A 15,787-nucleotide genomic window follows, 5' to 3' on the forward strand; every position below is an offset into this window, starting at 1 on the left:
CGAATCCCTTGATTTTCCAGGGTTTGAGGGCAGGGGGAGAGGACCGAGGACTATCCGATGAAGGGGGCGATCGCCTCGAACCCTCAAACCCCTATCCGAATAGCCCATCCAGGACCCTGAATTTCCCTCCCGGGTGAAAAGGCTATTCATCACCACTGCTGTCACTGGCACTACTACTATTGCTGCTACTACCTTGCACCGGGCGAAACGGATTTAAAAAATTCAAGAAGGGGAACAAACTGCGGGACTGCACCCACAAGCGCCCGGTGCCTTGAAAGCGACAAACTAACCCTTCCCCACCCAGAATACCAGTTTTTAATCCCCGGAAGGATAATCCCCCTAAAACTTCTACCCGATAGTCTAGGGTATCTTCAAAGGCGACTATATAACTGGTATCTACAATATAGTCCCCTGCAATGGGAATTTCTATAATTCCGCCATAGGAGTTGAACCACAAATCTCCTTCTCCAGTTGCTCGGATTAAAAAGAAGGATTCCCCACTAAAAAAGCCTTTCAGTCCTTGAAATGTGGTGTCAATGTCCACCGTTGGACTGGAGGCAACAAAGCTAGAAGATTGGATGAATAAGCTATTTCCTTCTAACAGATAATGTTTAATATCTCCCGGTACAGCGGGAGATACAAATAATTGGCCTGCTTTTCTTTCAGCGGTGAATTCGCTAATAAATAAAGATTCTCCACTCACCATGCGGCCTAAGCCTTTGAGCAGTCCCCCTTTCATTTTAGATTTCATTTTAATCCAGCTATCCATTGCCGCCATTGCTCCGGCTTCAACTAATACGGTTTGGTCCGGTTCTAAGTCAATATGCAAGGAAGCATAGGAGGGTGAATGCTCAATTTTATAGGCAATCGGACGACTCATTTTTATCTCCTTGATGATAATTGTAAAAAAAATAAGGGCTATTCAGTGCGTGGGGATAACTGAGACCCAATCAATTGACCAAAAGCCTGGGGATTATGGGTTTGACAAAAGAGACGCCCTCGGCCTTTAAACCGACAAACCAATCCTTCTCCACTCAGCCATGCGCTGACCCAGTTGCTTCCGGGAGGTTTGGTAATTTCAAAGGTTAGGGTTTTTTCAAAAGCGACAATATGGCCGGTATCTACGATATAATCACCTTCGACCCAGACTTCATAAATAGCCCCAAAGGAACTTAAAAGGAGGTCACCGCGACCACTCATATCGAGCCAAAAAAAACTTTCTCCAGAGAAGAAGGATTGGAAGCCGGGAACCCCTAAATTTAGGATAACTTGAGAGGTACAAGCTAGGTAAGAGGTGGCTTGGACAATTAAGCCGACTTCTTGGAGTTGATAGTGGCAAATATCTCCTAACATTTTCGGGGCTAAAAAGATTTCGCCGCCGGTGGAGGGGGCACGAAAGACGCTTAAAAATAAGGATTCACCGGCGAGGGTGCGTTTCAAGCCGCCAAAGATGCCGCCGCCTTTGCCTTGGCGCAGGGTGGTGCTGACTTGCATATTGCCATTCATGGCAATCATAGAACCGGCTTCGGCTAAGATATCTTCACCGGGTTTGAGGATGAGATGAGCGATCGCACAGTCGGGTTGATGTAAAATATTGACTTTCATAGTTCTCTATGCCTTCCCGCTGAGATTACCGAAATTGGGGGTTTAAAAATTTGACTAAGCCTTCCACGCTTCGGGATTGTAAGTAGATCATTCCTTGGCCTTTTAAGCGGTTGACAAATCCTTCCCCAGATGAAAGGGAACTGAACAAGCCACCGGACATGGAAATTCCCATTTTTATGCTGGGTTCATAGGCGACTAAATGACCATTGTCCACGATAAAATCGCCGTTAATTCGTTTAGGAGTTAAGCCGCCATAAGCGCCGAAAAATACTCTCCCGGTGCCGGTTAATTTGAGCTTAAATAGTCCCTCGCGGGCGAACCAACTGGAAAATCCCGCCCAACTGAGGGTGATTTTTATCCCCGGGGTATGAGCAATATAAGCCCCGGGTTGCAAGCAGATACTGGACTGGGTGAGTTCAATGCAAGCCATATCCCCAATACTGGCTTGACTGAGGACCAATTCTAGGGGGTGAGTGGTGGGATTGCGAAAGACGTTAACCAGGAGACTCTCTCCCCCGAACCATTTTTTTAATAACCCGGAGAAGAACCCCCCGGAAAATTGGGTTTTCATGGCAATCCGGCTATCCATTGAGATGGCGGCACCGGGTTCTGCGGTGATGGATTCCCCGGGACTGAGGGTGACAAACAGGGTGGCAAAGGAGGGTTTATAACGAATCTCATATTCCACGATAGAACTCGCTTGTTTCTCAGGGTGATGATTATTTACCAGTGTGGCAAGATTTAGTTGCAAGTTTCGATTCCTTAACAAAAAGCAAAATATCTCTGGAAGGGTAGATATAGCGTTTCCAACGGTTATGAGGTACCGACATCTTGCACCATTCTCAACACCGGCGGGGGATAAATCGATTGGCGGCCTCATAGCTTGCATTCGGTTAAAAACCGACTGCAAGTCTTATCCCGTGGTTTTTTCAGTCGGTTTCAACCGACTTGAGCTGTTAGGCGGGGGATTTATCCCCCGCCGGGTGTTGCTTCCTTCGGGGGGACTATTTGACAAGAAGAGGGTAAATTGAGAATCGATAACCTGCAAGAGAGGCATCTCCCATGCCAAAAATTAGTCCGGCGTTCATTTTGATTTTGACTGTATTGGTGAATGGGTTCTTCTGTATGGCGATCGCCATCACGGCGGCGTCCCCAACGAGTCTCGGCATTTTGCTGGGGGTTTTGACCCTCGGATGTGGACTGTTATGTGCCTTAACCTGTTGGTTACCCGGTGCCAGGGTGGAACGGGGTTTTTGGCTGTTTGGGGTTCTGCCTCTGATTGCGGCGGTGTCGGTGTACTTCCTCCTCGTCAGTGAGTCCCTCAATCCCGCTTTTCAGGGAAATTTAAGCGCTGCATCGGTGTTGTTGTGGGGGTTGGGGACGGGATTGCCGACGGTGTGGGTGCTCTGGCAACGGTGGCAGCGCTGGCAATCCTCGGCGATCGCCTTACGTTCCGGGTTACTGGCAGCAGTTGAAAGTGAAGCGATCGCCCGACAGCAGCAGTCGTTACATTATGCGGTACATCGCTATTTGGTGCGCGAACCCCTGACGGAGGAACTCCCCCGATTGTGGGATGTGGAGGTGAAAATTGGCAAGCACCCGAGACGGAAACTCGCACCGGAACAAGGGATTCTGGAGGGGTTACAGGTGGCAGCACCCCAGCAAGCGGGGGTAGAGGTGCTCAATGAGGTGGGAGTGCGTGCGGACCCGGAAACGGGGGTTCTCGAAATCGGGGCGATCGCCGGAATTGTTTTAATCCTCGGTGCACCGGGTGCGGGGAAAACCAGCACCTTGTTAGAATTAGCCCAAGAGTTATGCGATCGGGCCAGACAAAATGAGCTAGAACCCGTGCCGGTTGTCTTAGATTTAGCACATTGGCTGGATCCGCTCCCGTTGCTCACTTGGATTGAGGAAGAAGTGGGTCGCAAGTATAACGTCAACCGGAAGTTAGTCCGAGAATTGTTGGCAGACGATCGCTTGTTACCCCTCCTAGATGGATTGGACGAACTGGATGGCGATCGACAGGAACAGTGTTTAAAAGAGATTGCCCAATCCAGACGCCAAAATGGACAGGCGCTGCCGTTGGTTCTTTGTACCCGCATGGATACTTACCAACGTCGCCCAACTCGTCTCCGTTTGTATGCAGCAGTCGGAGTTCAACCCTTGAAGAAGCAGCAAATTGAGAGATATTTGCTCGCCTCTCGCAGTCGGGAACTTTGGGAAAATCTGCAAACAGACCCAACATTATTCCGATTAGCCAAAACGCCTTTATTCTTAAATCTGATGACCGTTGCCTACGAGGAAATTTTAATTCATTCCTGGAAACGCCTGAAGACAAGAGAAGAACGGCAGCGCTATGTGTTTAATGCCTATATTCGACGGCAACTGTCGCGGGACATGGAGAAACCCATTTATTCCCGCAAAACCGAACCCCCGGCGGAACAAACCAAACTCTGGTTACGCTGGCTCGCAGGGGTGATGAGTCAGAGCAATCACCGAATATTTTCAACAGATTCTCTTCCGGCGTTACGGTTGCAACCCACCCGGAAACAGTTACAGTATCCCCTGGCCTTGTTGTTGCTTTTTATTATTCTATATGCTGGGTTATTTACCTTGATTTATGGATGGGAAGTGGGGGGAATTTATGGGATATTTTTTGCAATTATTGCCTTAAGTTGTGGGGGAATTATTGCCTTAAAAGCGCCGGATATTGAACTGAGTACCACCTCCCCGCGCATCCTCTGGCAGTCGGCGATCGCCTCGGTGAGTTGGTGCCTTCTTGGTTTCGTAAGTTTTCAATTCATTGGGGCAATTTTATCCGCTGTCACCCCCAGGGAAGGTGGGGTGATGTATTTGCTCTCCGTGCTGTTTTTTATGGGGTCAACCGCCCCTATTTTAGGCTTAATTTGCGGACTGATTACCGCTATTCCCTGGATGAAGCACTTGCTCGTGCGCGTGATATTGTGGCGCAGAGGGGATATTCCCTGGAATTATAGTCGGTTTTTGGAATATGTCAGCCAACGGTTATTTTTACAGCGAGTGGGATGGCAACAGTATCGATTCATTCATGAGTTATTGCGCGATCGCCTCGGTGAGAGTTAAAATCCCTTCCTGCCGCTGCCTGCAACGGCTCTCCTCTGGGGTTTCCCAACTGTCACGGCAATGCCATCCCGCTGTCATCTCGACTCCATACCCCCTCGTTAGAGTATTTCCTAGCTATTGAAGAACCCTCGCTGTTTTCCGGTAGCTCCTGCACTCCTAAATTCCTCTCGGTCCCCACTGAGAGGTTTTTTTTGTTCCTAACTCCCCCTTCCCTAACTTGTCTATTCCTTCCCTATAATTTCACTGTTTATCATACAATTAATTTAAAGCATTTTGTACAAACCCAGGTGAATCCATGCCCGATATTGTCGATATTGCGGTGAGCAATGACTCCTTTAAAACCCTTGTCGCTGCGGTGCAAGCAGCGAACTTAGTCGAAACCTTAAAAAGCCCCGGTCCTTTCACCGTTTTTGCTCCCACCGATGCCGCCTTTGCCAAATTACCCCCAGGAACCATTCAAACCCTGTTACAGAATATTCCTCAATTGGCTCGAATTTTAACCTATCATGTCGTTTCGGGTAAATTGATGCAAGCGGATTTAGCAAAATTAGAGTCAGTCACCTCGGTGGAAGGGTCTCCGATTTCTATCGATTGTTCCGATGGATTTGAAGTCAAAAATGCCACGGTTGTTATGGCTGATGTGGAAGCCGATAATGGGGTAATTCATGTGATTGATAACGTGATTTTAATGGGTTAAGACTAATAGGAACAACCGGCGGGGGATAAATCCCTCGCCTAATAGCTCAAGTTGCAACAACCGGCGGGGGTTTAAACCCCCGCCTAACAGCTAAAGTCGTCTAAAGACGACTGAAAACACCACGGGATCAGACTTGCAGTCGGTTTTTAACCGACTTTAGCTATGAGGCGGGGGTTTAAACCCCCGCCGGTTGTTGAGAATGGTGCAAGATGTCAGTTGAAACCGACTAAAAACACCACTGGATCAGACTTGCAGTCGGTTTTTAACCGAATGCAAGCTATGAGGCGGGGGTTTAAACCCGCGCCGGTTGTTGCCACCGCGCCGGTTGTTGCCACCGCGCCGGTTGTTGCCACCTTATCGATAATCCTGACGCTGAATATCCCGTAACCGGGCTTCAGGACGTTTAAATCGATCCAGTTGGCTTTCAAAAAACTTCCGATTTGCCATCAAATGCTTGGGATTTGGATCATCTAAAGGATAGAGTAAAGCCGTGCGTAACGCTTGAATGACAGCGGAAGTGACACAATACATCGATCGCTGGAATGTAATTCCCAACTGAATCAACATATCATCCTCACCCCGGCAATATTGGCGATAATAATCTACCAAGTAGGGGGGGAGGAAATGGAGCATATCCTGCATTAATAATGTCGGGGGAATGCCTGCGGTTCCCACGGGAAAGACATCGGCATATAAAATGCCATAATGGAAGTCTTTCTGCTCATCTGGCACTTGTTTTGCTTGAGCATTATAGGATTTAGTGCCTCGGAAGGGTGCGGTGCGATAAAAGACGGCTTCGACGTAGGGTAAAGCGGCTTCATAGAGCCAGGTAAAGCCTTTTGATTTGGGGATAATTTCGTAAACTTTGCCGCGAATATGAGCGTGATGGTAAATGGGACGTCCCGCGATCGCAAAGATGCCATTCACAAGGAAATTCATCGCTTCTGGAACAGTGGTGAGTTTGCCTTCATCATACAGATCGGACATTTCAAAAAACACCGGAGCCATTACTTCCCAGAACAATCCCAAATTGCTATAATAGGAAAGTTGCCTCACCTGTTCTAAAAACATTTCGGGAAACAGCTTATAGAGTCCCAACATCACCGGATTGCCTTTAAAATAGGCTTTGATGGCGACATCAGCATTGGCTCTATACTCATCACTATCGAGATAAGCATCAAATTTTCCCCAACCCATATCTCTGCCATGCCAATACATCGCCCGCATACAGGCTTCGGCAAATTCCATATTAACGCGATCGTGCAACCAATGATGGAACAACCGGGGGATTTTTTGGTTTAATTCCCCTTTTTCCATAAAGGCTAAGAGTTCCGGATGCGCCGTTGCCTCTCCCCGCCAAATTCGCAAGTCGGCATCATCCCCAGCATAGTGATTATGCAAGTCTAAATACTCTTTCGGCAGGAAGTATTTGAAGAAATTAAACGGTTCTAAAAACACGTCTTGGGCGATATAAAGCAAATCTCGCCAGTAGAAGTCCATCGGCACCGCGTATGCTTTATAAATGCCGATAATTTGCATTAAATTTTCGGGACTATCCGGCAACATAGCGCCACCGGCTTCTAAACGATGAATAATATCGGCAAATTCATGGGTAGAGGGGGGGAGTTTTGTAGAAGTTGCAGTTGTCATGGTTTGGATATATTTTCCCTAGATAACAATCAAAAACAGGCAATATAGGGCTGATTTTTCAAGGCGTTATAGCAACTCGAAATCATGATAACCCGAAAATTCAGGAGTGGGAGCATCTCGGTTCCTTATGCAGCAAGGGAGCAAGATGCTCCCCCTCCGGCATCCGGAATTGTCCCCTGGATTTTAGGGGGCAAAATTGTTCATTTTTTGAGCAATTTGCGCGGGATGAGCGGGAGTAATATTGGCTACCATTGCTGTCGTTGTCGGTTCGCTCCACCGCACTAACCAAGCCGGTTGAATACCTAATATAAAAATAGTGACCGCCAATATCAACGCCGGAACTCGTTCGGCTGCCAACACTTTGGGATAATATGCCAACTGATTATCCAGTTTTCCAAAACAGGTGCGATTGATTAAAATCGCGAAATAAACTGCGGTTAAACCCGAGGCAATAATACAAATTAAAGTCTGTACGGGAAAGACCGAAAAACTGCCCTGAAAGACCATAAACTCGGCAATAAATCCTACCAATCCTGGAATTCCTGCACTTGCCATTCCGCCTAAAATCAGGAAGGCGCTGGTGAGCGGTAAGCCGCGATGGGGATTCATTAATCCATTCAAAACATCCAGTTCGCGAGTGCCCACTTTCTGCTCAATGATACCCACGATATAAAAGAGAATGGCGAGGATTAATCCATGACTGACCATTTGAGCGACTGCACCGAGTAAGCTCAGGGGAGTTCCGGCAGCGGCGGCAACTAAAATATAGCCCATGTGTCCAATGGAACTGTAAGCAACCATGCGTTTGATGTCCTTTTGGGCGATCGCACTAAAGGCACCATACATGACGCTCACCACCCCAATAATCGCCAACCCAGGACCAACCACTCCCCAGGCTTCTGGGAACAGTTGTAACCCAAACCGGATTAACCCATAAGCCCCTAATTTAGCCAGAATTCCCCCAAGAAGAATTGCCACTGCCGGGGACGCTTCCACATAAGCATCGGGTAACCAAGTATGCAAGGGAACCAGGGGAATTTTAATTCCAAATCCGATTAACAGAATGGTGAGTAAAATCAGTTGGGTGGTTAAGGATAATTTTTCCGTAGAAATAGAACCGATATCAAAGCTGCTCGAATGGGTTAACCAAGCCATTCCCAAAAACGCAGCTAAGATTAAAATTCCCGATAATGCGGTATAAATTAGGAATTTCATCGCGGCATATCCGCGTTTTTGCCCCCCCCAAATTCCAATTAAGAGGTAAAGAGGAATCAGTTCTAATTCATAGAACAGCACAAATAATAATAAATTTTGTGCAACGAATGCCCCAGTGATTCCAGCATTCACGAGGAAAATCATGGGATAATAGAGCCGAGGGCGCTCCACGGTTTCACCCCGACCATAAATGGCAATGCAATTAAGAAATGCACTTAAGGCAAGCAGAGGAAAAGATAACCCATCAATGCCTAATTTATAGCTAAGTCCTAACTGGGGAATCCAAGGTAAATATTCCTGAAATTGCACTCCCGGGGAGGCTAAATCAAACTGAGTGGCGATCGCCACGGTCCAGCCTAGAATCCCCAAAGCGACTACTAGGGCAATATTTCTTAACACCGTAGGCGACCCTTTGGAGGGCCAAAATCCAATGAGCACTGCACCGAAAAGGGGCAATCCAATTAATAGACTCAGCATAGCGTTATCCTTTCTAGGTCCTCAAACATGAATCAACAAGGGCAGCACCAAGGCCATTCCGGTTTAGCAGTAGCCTGGGTCAATATAGCGACTCTAATTCATTCACAGAATAGCTCCAAACCTGATGGGTTTGTAGGGGTGAAATGCTTTGGCGGGAGGAAGGTACATCAAATCGAATCTCCCTTTTTCTCGGGCAAACCGCAGGTCAAACGCGCGATCTCCTCAACTTTTGACATCCGCTTGTACCCGAGTGGGTTAGTTGAACACTAAGAAAATCTTCGACAAAGAGGGCCAAGCGAGTAACATTCCCAGTACAGCCACCCCGAACAGAATAGTTAGGGCATAAAATTGGGTTTGTCCCGAAACATTGTATTTTAAGCTCTGGCCGCTAAACACCGTAAATAATCCTACTAAATTGACTAATCCATCGACAATATAGCGGTCAAACCAGAAGACAATCTGGGAAACCAACCCCACGGCAAAGACAATGGTCAGTTTGTACAATTTGGCAGTATAAAAATCGTAAGCAAAAAAGTCTTGGACGGATTGGGGACCAAATTTGACGGGTTTGGAAATGCGATCGCTCAGATAAATGAACCCGGCCAATCCACCTCCGATTACGGTTGAGCCAATTAAAGCGCCCGCAACTGGAATATTTAGGTTCGCCCAATCCGGCAGCAGATTCCATTCCATCAAAATTAACGGAATATGCAAAGTCACACCCATTAAAATCACCATTGGAATCACCATCGGCCAATGTACTTCTGGCGATCGCACCGTCATCGGTTTCGGTTTCCCCGCAAAAATTAATCCGAACTCGCGAATCACACTAAATGTCGTTAACCCATTCACCACGAGTAACACACCCACCAACTCCGGATGTGCCTCCCACAGATTCTCCGCCATTTTGAGCAACGCCCAAAATCCGCCAAAGGGAGGTAACGCCACTAAACCCGCCACTCCCACGAGAAATGCCAACCCAGAAATTGGACGGCGAGACCAGAGTCCGCCATACTGAGTGAGGTCTTGGGTAATCGTATTCCAGATCAGTCCCCCAGTACAAGTCACCAAAAGTGCCATTGCCACCGCGTAAGACAGGAGTAACATCAGAGCGGTTTGAGTTTCCCCCGTTCCCACGGCGATAAACACTAAACCCATGTAAGCACTTACCGAATAAGAGAGCGATCGCTTGATATCAATTTGAGCAATGGCGATCGCCGAAGCCCCTACAGCCGTCACCGCCCCAATATAAATCGCCGTCGTCGTCGCAATCTCCGACAACGCCAACACCGGCTGTAATTTAATCAACACCCAGGCCCCAGTTGCCACCACCACGGAATTCCGTAAAATCGTGCTGGGAACCGGCCCCTCCATCGCCTCATCCAACCACAAATGCAAGGGAAACTGAGCGCATTTCCCCAAGGGTCCCGCAATTAACGCTAACCCTAACAAAGTCGCCACTTTGGGATCTAAATCAGCAGTTTGTGCCCATTGCGCTAATTCATCAAAATTCCAGGTACCTGCTAACGGTAATAAAGCAACCACCCCCATCAGCAGGATTAAATCTCCCACCCGTTTTGTTAAAAAAGCATCTCTGGCCCCCGTCACCACCAACGGTTGCGAGAACCACAATCCGACTAATAAATAAGTACCCAGGGTGAGGACTTCTAAAATGACATAGCTGAAAAACAACGAATTGCACAAAATCAGGGCGCAAATTCCCGCTTCAAATACTCCCAACATGGCATAGAAGCGACCCCAACCCCAATCCATTTCCATATATCCCACAGCAAAAATCTGTGCCAGCAGATTTAATCCCGTGACTAATGCCATTGCACCTACCGTCAAGGCAGATATTTTTAAATCTACCGTTAGGTTTAACCCGGCAGCATCCAACCAAGTCCAAGATATTCCTTGCGCCGGTTGATTCCAGGTTGCTGGTAACGCCAATAAACTATGAAGGAAGGCTAAAAAAGTCAGGACTAAATTAATATAGCCCGAGGGTCTCGGTCCAGTTTTTCGGATTGTTCCCGGTGACCAAGCGCCCGCCAGGAGTCCCCCGAGTAAGGCATACCCAGGCACGAACCAAACGGTTGTCAGAAGTAAATCAGCCATCTGTATTTCCTAATATTCGCTGTCAATGAACAGTCTGCCTTTGATGCTTCCATGATAAATTTCACGACCGCAGTCGGCTAGGCTGCAATAGATTTATCTTTTCTTAATTTTCTTAAAATTAGGTTATCGTTATTCGGTCCCAAAAGGAAGAGACTCCTGCACAAAAATTAATAATTTCTTCTCTAATTTATTCTTATAGCCTTATCTCCACAGGGCTTTGGGGGGTTTGAGGGGCTGACCCAGGTAACTATTGATTTTAACAAGGGTTATCATTGATTTTACTCTATGGTTAGGTGGAATTGCCCGATTAATCGGGTCACCCGCCCCAAGTTCAGCGTAAAATATGAGGTTAATTTAAAATTTTGGTCGGTCTAAATAAGTAACAATACTTAGGCAAAGTCCAAAATTAAACTCTCGGGAATAGATAGAGCGGTTCTCATCAATATATGGTATAGCCCTCCCTCCAAACCCCTGGCGGCCCAAAGGGGGAGAGGGGATGCAAGAGAAGACCTCATGAGTCCACCGAAGCGCTATAGCAGGGTCTCTAAATCAGACCAGTCCTCGGAGCATCTTGCTCTCTATTGAGTCGTAACAAGCAAGATGCTCCCACTCTTGAATTCTATTGAACTCATGATTTAGATTGGGTATATTTATCAGGAGTCAGAATTCTATTTTATCTTTAAAGGAGGGTTTACAAAAATTTAAGAGATAAAAATGATGGCCTGAATTTAAAATCGGGGAGTAGCCTATCCTCTGAATGCAATTCCAATGGAGCAAACACCAGAGGCGATCGCCTTAACCTCAATGTCTTCCGTTTTGGCTTAACAAAAGCAAACCCTCAATATTTTATACTTGCTTTCTCACTTTAAATTCTAATCTTTCGGACCAGCTTCGACAGAGGTAATCTCCAGTAAACCGAATTTGTATAACATAAAAGTTTTAGCAAGGCAGTCCCTCACCGGGGCCGGAGCAAGCGGGGGAACTGTAGAGGGATAATCTGGAGGGAGTCCGATGGGAATGCTAGATTAAAACAATGGAATGGACATTCTAAATCCGATGGGTAGGTATTCAGTCCTGTGGAGTGAAACCGGAAGACTTATGCAAGAGTGGGAATTTCACCCCGGAGGATAGGTGCCTTTCATCTACTGCGGTGCCTACTCAATATAGGAGATCAATATAGAAATGATGCGTCAGTCGGGCAACCAGGTCCCTCAACTCTCCGATCTAAACTCTCAACATTAACCCTTAACCGATGTTCAGTGTAGACCAACTCCAGAAAAATTTCTCGCAACCCCTCGATCGCGCGGCGATCGCCCTGATTGCAGTCTTGACGGTGGCGATCGCCCTGCTCCTCTTTGGAGGCGATAGTACCGCTCCACGAGTGCGGGAATTTAGCTGGCAAAATCAACAAGTCAGTGCCAGAGATCGCGCCTTTATCATGACCTTCAGCCGTCCGATGGATCGCCAGAGTGTGGAAGACAACCTGATAATAGAACCCCCAGTGCCTGGTAAAATCAGTTGGGCGGGAAGGCGGATGGCTTACACAGTTACCCAAGGGGTGCCTTATGGGATGGAATTTAAACTGCAACTCAGCCAAGCGCGGGAACGGTTCGCCCAAGCGGGAAAAGAGGGAACTCTGATCGAGCCGTTTGTGGGAGAGTTCAAAAGTCGCGATCGCGCCTTAGTCTATATCGGAGTCTCCCCGGGAGAACGGGGACAGTTAATCCTGTACAACTTCAGCAAAAGCGAAAAAACGATTCTGACCCCGAAAGAAATTACAGTTTTGGATTATAAACCCTATCCCGACGGCGATCGCCTCTTATTTTCCGCGATCGACTCCCTTTCTACCAACCAAGGACTTTTAGAACAACGACTCTTCACCGTCACCACCGGCATCGTCCCAGAAACCCCGGGAAAACGCTCCCGCCGCCGTGACAACTCACCGGGTCAAATCGAACCGATCTTAGACTCCGACAACTATCAAAACCTTAGCTTTGACCTCTCCCCCGATGGTAAAACCATTCTGGTGCAGCGCGTCAACAAACAGGACCCGGGACAATTTGGACTCTGGAAAATAGAGGAAGGAAAGCAACCCAAACCGCTGGAAAACGAACCGGGTGGGGATTTTATTATTACTCCCGATAGTCAAACCGTGGCGATCGCCCAGGGACAGGGACTAGCCATTTTACCCCTAGAACCGAAAGCCGAACCCGTAGATTTTCTCCCCCAATTTGGGCGAGTGTTGAGCTTTTCGGCTGATGGTAGCGCTGCAGCGATGGTGAAATTCAACACCGACTACACGCGATCGCTCTATTTAGTCACCACCACTGGAGTCAACAAAGAACTACTCCGCATTAAAGGTTCCTTTCTCAGCGCCCAATTTGGACCCGAAGGAAAAACCCTCTATTGTTTGCTTACGAAATTGGTGGAAGGGGAAATTTATAAAGAAGAACCTTACATCGCCGCCATTAATGTAGAAACCGGGAACCTGCAACCCCTGGTTCTGCTACCGGATCAGCGAGAGATTCATATTAGTTTGGCCCCGGATGGGTTAGGGTTGCTGTTTGATCAAATAGTCAGCGTCGCCCCTCAAGCCAATCAAGCCCCAGTGGATGCAGTTCGGACCAGTTCCGGGGAAGCGATCGCCAGAAGTCGGCTTTGGCTGCTGCCCTTGGATCCGAGCGCCTCCATCAACCGCCCCTTAGATTACAAACCGGAAGAGTTACCCTTTGAGGGCCTCCGCCCGGGCTGGCTTCCGTAAAACAGGAGAAAACAGGAGCGGGGGTTCCAACCCTCGCCCCTTTTTTGGGCCTACTGTACCTGCTGACGCAATCGAGCCAACTGCTGCCTAGCCTTGGTATGATTCGGAGTAATTCGCAACGCTTGGTCATAAGAGGCGATCGCCTCCTCGTAACGCTCCAACTGCTCTAGTGCCAAACCGCGATTGTACCAGGCACTAGCCGGACCTGTGGATAAACCCCACTCGCCGGTACTTTTAATGGCGCTATCATAAGCGGTGACTGCTGCTTCCAATTCACCGAGGATTAGGAGTGCGGTAGCTTTGTTGTACCAAGCTAGGGCAAATTGAGGATCCAGTTCGAGCGCCCGGTCAAAAGAAGCGAGGGCATCATCCCGGCGATCCAGTTGCCAGAGGACCGAACCCCGGTTAAGGGCTGCATCTGCGGGTCGGTTATCACCCCACTGTCCATCCCCGTCCAAAGCGCGATCGAACGCCGTTAATGCATCCTCAAAGCGTTCCGCCTGTTTCAGGACCATCCCCCGACTGAGCCATGCCAGAGAATAATTCGGACTAATTTCTGTCGCCCGGTCAATCGCCGCGATCGCATCATCGTAACGCGCCAACTGCTCTAACACCATGCCTCGACCAATCCAGGCATCCGCATTATTAGAATTTAACTCCAAGGCACTGTCATAAGTTTTGAGCGCCTCTTCATATTGCTTGGACGACAACAAAAATTGACCCCGAGAGAGTAACGTCTCCACCTCACTCGTCGCCTGGGATGCAGGTCTTGGCTCCACGGGTTCTTGCTGCACTCTCGGGGTTGCCGGTGCAGGGCTGCTTTCGGGAGTCGCTCTCGGGGTCGGTGTAGGGCTCTGAGGCGGTCTCTCGGGAGTTGCCCTAGGGGTAACCAGAGGCTGGAGCGGTTCTAGAATATCTGGAGAGGTGGTCACCTGTCCAGAATCCATGCCACCTGTGGGATCATCGGGTATTGCCCATCCGGGTAACGGCATCGATATCCCCGATATCCCGATTGCTGTAACAATACCAAGCCATTTAAACATTGGCTGCATAAATTTAGCCTCCAACAACTGCTGATTTTTTCCTAACTTTTACCCTCTGATGCCCCTAATGATAGATCGGTTCACACTCCTGCGACTCCTGGAAATCGCCTTGCCTCAATTCGAGGGAAGACTTTTACAGTTCCCCCCGGGGACCTAAAATTGACAACTTTGCGCTTCACAGGGGACCTTGTTGTGATTGAAAGGCCACTTTATGGAATGAAGAAACCGCCAGAGTGGCATTCAGGGTGAGAGTGAACTCCCCCGGTTCTCTTTTGAACGTATTTTACAATCGAGCCTAGAGTCGGAGCAAATATTTCATCGCAATCCGAACCGTTGTCGTTTGTCCGGCAACGAAAAAAGTCGCCTCGCTAAATTTGGGAGCACCCGTCAGGATGGGGGGGTTATTGGAAAATCCAAATCCTTCTTGGGGAATACCCACCGCATTGGTGTTGAGTTGTCCATCCGCGTTTTCATCGTGAAAAACTGCCACGGCATAGTTGCCTGCATTTAATCCATTGATGCTCAGGGTCACTGGGAGGTTTTCCAGGGGAGAACATTCGGCTTTGAGTGCCTTGGCTCCATCCCGAGGAAATCCATCACTGCGGGAAAAAATTGTGAAACAAATATTACCTCGGGGATTGGTGATGCCTTCTATTTGAAGGTTGAGTTGACTCCCAGGTACCCCTCGAACCGATTGAGTTAAGGTAAAACTGCTAAAGATTGAGGCGATCGCTAAAATAATTTTTCCAGGTGTTTTCATCATGGTGATCCGGTTTATGAAAGTGTCAATCACGGTCCCTGTCATCCTCTGATTCCGGGGGTTAATAGGGGTTGTCTAGGGGATTATTCTTGAGCTTAACCCCCTAAATAGGGCCAGGTTTCGCCTGGGGGATGGGTGCAGAAACCTCCGAGCTAAAAGCATTAGCCTTTCTTCCTTACCCTTGCTCGGTGAGCGATCGATTTGCCTCCCTTCCAGATGCACTGGACTCAAAAACCCCGTAATTTTTGGACTGGTTTAATTGTATGAATTTTTATACAAAAATCAAGTGATTTTTGCTCAAGATAGAAAGAATACTTTAAAAGAGTCAAATTGAGGGTATGGAAAGAAGCTGGGAAAAAGGT

General features: G+C 48.0%; 12 protein-coding genes. 3 read left to right on the forward strand and 9 right to left on the reverse strand.

What is annotated here, in order from left to right; translation table 11 throughout:
- Positions 1-142: 142 nt before the first annotated feature.
- Genes NG795_RS11490 through NG795_RS11500 form a run of 3 tightly spaced genes read right to left on the reverse strand, consistent with a single transcriptional unit; the run spans position 143 to position 2,356 of the window.
- On the reverse strand, positions 143-880 hold the full coding sequence (locus tag NG795_RS11490; RefSeq protein ID WP_367288808.1) for a TIGR00266 family protein: 738 nt from the start codon (positions 878-880) through the stop codon (positions 143-145).
- Positions 881-918: 38 nt separating this feature from the next.
- The gene (locus tag NG795_RS11495) at positions 919-1,605 is read right to left on the reverse strand and encodes a TIGR00266 family protein (RefSeq protein ID WP_367288809.1); all 687 of its coding nucleotides are present in this window, start codon (positions 1,603-1,605) and stop codon (positions 919-921) included.
- A gap of 25 nt (positions 1,606-1,630) precedes the next feature.
- Positions 1,631-2,356, reverse strand: coding sequence for a TIGR00266 family protein (locus NG795_RS11500; RefSeq protein ID WP_367288810.1), 726 nt, complete (start codon positions 2,354-2,356; stop codon positions 1,631-1,633).
- A 311-nt stretch (positions 2,357-2,667) separates the two neighbouring features.
- Here NG795_RS11500 and NG795_RS11505 point away from each other — a divergent pair, with 311 nt between their 5' ends.
- Positions 2,668-4,707, forward strand: a complete 2,040-nt coding sequence (locus NG795_RS11505; protein WP_367288811.1) for an NACHT domain-containing protein — start codon at positions 2,668-2,670, stop codon at positions 4,705-4,707.
- A gap of 295 nt (positions 4,708-5,002) precedes the next feature.
- Positions 5,003-5,404, forward strand: a complete 402-nt coding sequence (locus NG795_RS11510) for a fasciclin domain-containing protein (RefSeq protein ID WP_367288812.1) — start codon at positions 5,003-5,005, stop codon at positions 5,402-5,404.
- Positions 5,405-5,616: 212 nt separating this feature from the next.
- Here NG795_RS11510 and NG795_RS11515 read toward each other — a convergent pair whose 3' ends face one another.
- The 4 genes from NG795_RS11515 to NG795_RS11530 form a co-directional block, all read right to left on the reverse strand.
- The gene (locus tag NG795_RS11515; protein ID WP_367288813.1) at positions 5,617-5,757 is read right to left on the reverse strand and encodes a hypothetical protein; all 141 of its coding nucleotides are present in this window, start codon (positions 5,755-5,757) and stop codon (positions 5,617-5,619) included.
- A 1-nt stretch (position 5,758) separates the two neighbouring features.
- A complete protein-coding gene (locus tag NG795_RS11520; protein ID WP_367288814.1) occupies positions 5,759-7,054 on the reverse strand; it encodes a CO2 hydration protein in 1,296 nt (431 codons plus the stop codon).
- A 183-nt stretch (positions 7,055-7,237) separates the two neighbouring features.
- The gene (locus NG795_RS11525) at positions 7,238-8,746 is read right to left on the reverse strand and encodes an NADH-quinone oxidoreductase subunit M (RefSeq protein WP_367288815.1); all 1,509 of its coding nucleotides are present in this window, start codon (positions 8,744-8,746) and stop codon (positions 7,238-7,240) included.
- Positions 8,747-9,001: 255 nt separating this feature from the next.
- Positions 9,002-10,861, reverse strand: a complete 1,860-nt coding sequence (locus tag NG795_RS11530) for an NAD(P)H-quinone oxidoreductase subunit F (protein ID WP_367288816.1) — start codon at positions 10,859-10,861, stop codon at positions 9,002-9,004.
- Between the two features lie 1,252 nt (positions 10,862-12,113).
- Here NG795_RS11530 and NG795_RS11535 point away from each other — a divergent pair.
- A complete protein-coding gene (locus NG795_RS11535) occupies positions 12,114-13,622 on the forward strand; it encodes a hypothetical protein (RefSeq protein WP_367288817.1) in 1,509 nt (502 codons plus the stop codon).
- A 50-nt stretch (positions 13,623-13,672) separates the two neighbouring features.
- On the opposite strand, the gene NG795_RS11540 is transcribed toward NG795_RS11535, so the two are convergent.
- Together NG795_RS11540 and NG795_RS11545 are read right to left on the reverse strand one after the other, a co-directional pair.
- The gene (locus NG795_RS11540; RefSeq protein ID WP_367288818.1) at positions 13,673-14,674 is read right to left on the reverse strand and encodes a tetratricopeptide repeat protein; all 1,002 of its coding nucleotides are present in this window, start codon (positions 14,672-14,674) and stop codon (positions 13,673-13,675) included.
- A 286-nt stretch (positions 14,675-14,960) separates the two neighbouring features.
- Positions 14,961-15,428 (reverse strand): DUF2141 domain-containing protein, encoded by a 468-nt coding sequence (locus tag NG795_RS11545; protein ID WP_367288819.1) that lies wholly within the window; start codon positions 15,426-15,428, stop codon positions 14,961-14,963.
- Positions 15,429-15,787: the final 359 nt, after the last annotated feature.

The organism is Laspinema palackyanum D2c, from assembly GCF_025370875.1.
Classification (GTDB): domain Bacteria; phylum Cyanobacteriota; class Cyanobacteriia; order Cyanobacteriales; family Laspinemataceae; genus Laspinema; species Laspinema palackyanum.